Raw genomic sequence first — 4,608 nt, forward strand, 5'->3', positions numbered from 1 at the left:
CGCTCGATCCTCCAGATCACGACCGACTTCGGGGCGGCGCCGCTCGCCTACACGCTCTCGGCGCTCGCGGCGGCCGTCTACGTGCTCGCCACCTGGTGCCTCGCCCGGGGCGGACGGTGGGTGCGCGTCGGAGTCATCGCCTGCGCGGTCGAGCTCGTCGGCGTGCTCGTCGTCGGGACGGCGTCCTTCCTCGTGCCCGACGCCTTCCCCGACAAGACCGTGTGGTCACACTTCGGTCAGGGCTACGGGTTCGTCCCGCTCGTGCTGCCCGTGCTCGGCCTCTGGTGGTTCCGCCGGGTCGACCGCGCTGTTCCTGCGTGAGCTCAGCCCGCTGACACCGGCTCCAGCAGCAGCACCGGGATGGTCCGATCGGTGTTGGTCTGGTACTCCGCGTAGTTCGGGAACGCCTGGACGCAGCGTTCCCACCACAGCTCGCGCTCCTCGCCCGTGATCTCGCGCGCGACGGCATCCCACGAGGCCGTGCCGTCCATGAGCGTCAGGGTCGGGTTGGCCAGCAGGTTCGCGTACCACTGCGGGTGCTCGGGAGCGCCGCCCTTGCTCGCCACCGCGGCGTACACCCCGTCGTGCTCCACCCGCATGAGGGGAACCTTGCGCAGCGCACCGGTCTTCTTGCCGCGCATCGTCAGCAGGACGACGGGCAGGCCCATGATGTCGACCGAGCGGGTGTCCCCGGTCGCCTCGATGGTCTCGACCTGCTCGCGGACCCAGTCCGACGGGCTGGGGATGTAGGTGTCGGTGGTCTCGGTGTTGGTGGTCTGGGTGTCGTTGGTCATGGTCTGCTCAACTCACTTGTCGCTCGAGGTCTTCCACAGGTTGATGCCGGCCTCGACCGCGTGCTGGTCGATCTGCGCGAGCTCGTCGGCGGTGAAGTCCAGGTTGCCGACGGCATCCAGGCTGTTGTCGAGCTGCTCGACCGACGACGCACCGATGAGCACCGAGGTGACCCGCGGGTCGCGCAACGCCCAGGCCAGCGCCATCTGGGCGAGCGACTGCCCGCGCGACTGCGCCATGTCGTTGAGCGCCCGCACGTGGCGCAGCGACTCCTCGGTGAGCAGCTCCGGGTCGAGCGACTTGCCCTGGGCCGCGCGCGAACCCTCGGGGATGCCGCTCAGGTACTTGTTCGTCAGCATCCCCTGAGCGAGCGGCGAGAACGCGATGACCCCGGCGCCGACCTCGTCGGCCGCGTCGAGCAGGTCTTCCTCGATCCAGCGGTTGAGCATCGAGTACGACGGCTGGTGGATGAGCAGCGGGGTGCCCATCTCCCGCAGGATCGCCGCGGCCTCGCGGGTGCGCTCACCCGAGTACGACGAGATGCCGACGTAGAGCGCCTTCCCAGAGCGCACGAGCGAGTCCAGCGCACCCATGGTCTCCTCGAGGGGAGTCGTCTCGTCGAAACGGTGGCTGTAGAAGATGTCGACGTAGTCCAGGCCCATGCGCTTGAGCGACTGCTCGCACGACGCGATGACGTACTTGCGCGAGCCGCCGCCCTGGCCGTAGGGGCCGGGCCACATGTCGTAGCCCGCCTTGGAGCTGATGATCAGCTCGTCGCGGTAGCGGGAGAAGTCGCGGGCGAAGATCGTCCCGAAGTTGCGCTCGGCGCTGCCGTAGGGCGGGCCGTAGTTGTTCGCGAGGTCGAAGTGCGTGACGCCCCGGTCGAAGGCTCGGCGCAGCGTGGCCTGCTGGCGCTCCAGCGGCACGTCGTCGCCGAAGTTGTGCCACAGCCCGAGCGAGATCGCCGGGAGGTCCAGCCCCGAGCGGCCGACGCGGCGGTACGGCATCCCCGCCTCGTAACGTCCGGGAGCGGCCTGGTACTCGTCTGCCTGAAGGGTCATGGAGCCATCCTGCCCCGTTCGCGAGGTGAGATGGACGCGGGGGCCGCGTGACCGGCATCCGGATGCCGTCGTATAGTCCCGGCAGGTCATGAGTGCCAGCGACAAGCCCCGGCTCGCTGGCCGGCAACCCTCCACCCGCGGTGGGGTGCCCCGGGTGAAGACCTGGCGATCGGCGCCCGCCGACTCGCAAGCGCTCGCTGAAAGAGGCAATGCCATGACCGACCCGTCCCAGTGGGGTTTCGAGACCACGCAGATCCACGCCGGTCAGGCGCCCGACCCCACCACCGGTGCCCGGGCCCTGCCGATCTACCAGACGACGTCCTACGTCTTCAACGACACCACGCACGCGGCAAACCTGTTCGCGCTCAAGGAGTTCGGGAACATCTACACCCGAATCATGAACCCGACGCAGGATGCCGTGGAGCAGCGGATCGCCGCGCTCGAGGGTGGTGTCGGGGCGCTCCTCGTCTCCTCGGGTCAGGCGGCGACGACGCTCGGCCTGCTCAACATCGCCGAGGCCGGTGACCACGTCGTCGCCAGCTCGGCGCTCTACGGCGGCACGGTGAACCTGCTGAAGTACACCTTCAAGAAGCTCGGCATCGACGTGACCTTCGTCGAGGACCAGGCCGACCTGCAGGCCTGGCGCGACGCCGTGCGTCCCAACACCAAGGCGTTCTTCGCCGAGACGATCGCCAACCCCAAGGCCGAGGTGCTCGACATCGCCGGGGTCGCCGGGGTCGCCCACGAGGCCGGTGTGCCGCTCGTCGTCGACAACACCATCGCGACGCCCTACCTCATCCGCCCGCTGGAGTGGGGCGCCGACGTCGTCATCCACTCGGCAACGAAGTACCTCGGCGGTCACGGCACCTCGATCGCCGGTGTCATCGTCGACGGTGGCACCTTCGACTACGGCCAGGACCCGGAGCGCTTCCCCAACTACAACACGCCCGAGGAGAGCTACCACGGGCTGGTGTTCGCCCGTGACCTCGGTGTCGGCGGTGCACTCGGCGCGAACCTCGCGTACATCCTCAAGGCGCGCGTGCAGCTGCTGCGCGACCTCGGGTCGGCGATCTCGCCGTTCAACGCCTTCCTCATCGCGCAGGGCATCGAGACGCTCAGCCTGCGCGTCGAGCGGCACATCGAGAACGCTCGCGCGGTGGCGGCCCACCTGGCCGCCCACCCGCAGGTGGAGTCGGTGCGCTGGGCCTCGCTCGACGGCAGCCCGAGCAAGGCGCTGGCCGACAAGTACGCACCCAAGGGTGCCGGTGCGGTGCTCGCGTTCGAGATCGCCGGTGGTCTCGAGGCGGGGCAGCGCTTCGTCGAGGGGCTGACGCTGCACAGCCACGTCGCCAACATCGGTGACGTGCGCTCGCTCGCGATCCACCCGGCATCCACGACCCACAGCCAGGGTGGCGACGAGGACCGCCTCGCCGCTGGCGTCACGCCCGGGTTGGTGCGCCTCGCGGTCGGGCTGGAGTCGATCGCGGACATCCTCGCCGACCTGGATGCCGGGTTCGCCGCCGCTGCTGGCGGGGCTTCCGCCACGGCCGCCGAGTAGGCGGGACCGCGCGCAGGCGGGCCCCTCGCCTGCCTGTGGATAACTTTCCGGGCTGATCGTCATGGCCGCCTACCGTGGTGGCCATGACGATCATCCGGGTTGACGGGGCACAGGTGGCCGAGCTGGGGGTGTCGCTCACCGAGGTGGGCGCCGACTTCCTGCTGATGCAGGACCCGTCGCTCGAGCGCATGGTGCTCGGGCCGGGGGAGTGCGGCCCTGCCGTCGAGGAGCTGCTCGGGGGGTGGCGCCGGCAGCGGATCGCGCTCGGGAGGGCGCTCGGGTCGCTCGGGGAGGCGGCGGTGTCCGCCGGCACCGTGTACGTCGACACCGAGGCCGGGGTCACGCGACTGTTCGGCGGTGCCCAGTCGTGATCCTGGAACCGTTGTCGGGCTGCCCGAGCGGCGTGCGCGACCTCGCCGACCGGCTGACCGCGTCGTCGCGTCGTGTCGGTGACGTCACCACCGTGCTCGTGGCGCTGAAGGGTGGCGCGACGTGGGTGAGTTCAGCGGGTGAGGCGTTCGGGGCCAGGCTTGCTGAGGCGCCGCCGCTGTTGGATGCCGTGGCGCGGCGGCTCGGCGGCGCTGCGGTGCCGTTGCGCGAGATCGCCGATGCCATGGAGGAGGCGCAACGGGTCGTCGAGGGGGCGATCCGTGACGACTCCGAGGCTCAGGGCACGTACGCGTTGCTGGAGGACCGGGCGTACGCCCTGATCAGTGCCGGCGCGGACGAGACCTCGCCCGACGTCGTGGCGGTGCGCATCCTCCAGCGTGACCAGGTGCGCATCAGGGAGCGTGCCCGGGCCCGACATGCCGCAGCCATGGAGCGCTTTCGTGCGGTGGATGCTCGGTGCTCGGCCTCGGTGCGAGCACTGACGCAGGATGCCGTGACCGACTCGGCGTTCTACCGGCTGGTGGCCGGGAGCCAGACGGTCGGTCGCGACCTGGCGGCGGTGGGCACGGTGGCGACGGTGGTCCCGTACCTGCGTCCGGTCGCCGCTGCCGGTGATGTCCTGAGTGTGGCTGCTGACACGGCGTTGCTCGTGGGCTACGGGGAGGGGGCGTGGCCCGAGCTCGGGACCACCGTCGCGATCGCGGCCGCGGGCAATGTGGCCGGGGCGCTCAAGATCGCGGGAACCGCGGGGGCCACGAAGTCGGCATCCGGGTCGGTCTTCACGCGCACGCGCAGGCTCACGACCCA

Annotated in this window: 6 protein-coding genes and 1 riboswitch; of the genes, 4 read left to right on the forward strand and 2 right to left on the reverse strand. The window is 70.4% G+C overall.

Going from position 1 to position 4,608, the window contains the following annotated elements:
• On the forward strand, nt 1-321 hold a 321-nt coding region (locus PLL68_RS05180; RefSeq protein WP_324532291.1), incomplete at its 5' end, for a hypothetical protein.
• Between the two features lie 2 nt (nt 322-323).
• Here PLL68_RS05180 and PLL68_RS05185 read toward each other — a convergent pair.
• Complete coding sequence (locus PLL68_RS05185) at nt 324-794, reverse strand: nitroreductase family deazaflavin-dependent oxidoreductase (RefSeq protein ID WP_324532293.1); 471 nt, start codon at nt 792-794, stop codon at nt 324-326.
• 12 nt (nt 795-806) lie between these two features.
• Nucleotides 807-1,853 carry an L-glyceraldehyde 3-phosphate reductase gene (gene mgrA / locus PLL68_RS05190; RefSeq protein ID WP_324532295.1) on the reverse strand — a complete coding sequence of 349 codons (1,047 nt, stop codon included), beginning with the start codon at nt 1,851-1,853 and terminating at the stop codon, nt 807-809.
• 84 nt (nt 1,854-1,937) lie between these two features.
• A riboswitch (SAM riboswitch) is annotated at nt 1,938-2,052 on the forward strand.
• 15 nt (nt 2,053-2,067) lie between these two features.
• Between mgrA and PLL68_RS05195 the strand changes: the two genes are divergently transcribed.
• The 3 genes from PLL68_RS05195 to PLL68_RS05205 form a co-directional block, all read left to right on the forward strand.
• Nucleotides 2,068-3,411 (forward strand): bifunctional o-acetylhomoserine/o-acetylserine sulfhydrylase, encoded by a 1,344-nt coding sequence (locus PLL68_RS05195; protein ID WP_324532296.1) that lies wholly within the window; start codon nt 2,068-2,070, stop codon nt 3,409-3,411.
• An 83-nt stretch (nt 3,412-3,494) separates the two neighbouring features.
• Complete coding sequence (locus PLL68_RS05200) at nt 3,495-3,782, forward strand: hypothetical protein (RefSeq protein WP_324532298.1); 288 nt, start codon at nt 3,495-3,497, stop codon at nt 3,780-3,782.
• A partial coding sequence (locus PLL68_RS05205; RefSeq protein WP_324532300.1) for a hypothetical protein occupies nt 3,779-4,608 on the forward strand: 830 nt, incomplete at its 3' end. The genes PLL68_RS05200 and PLL68_RS05205, both read left to right, overlap by 4 nt.

This window comes from Ornithinibacter sp. (genome assembly GCF_035443565.1).
Lineage (GTDB): Bacteria > Actinomycetota > Actinomycetes > Actinomycetales > Dermatophilaceae > Fodinibacter.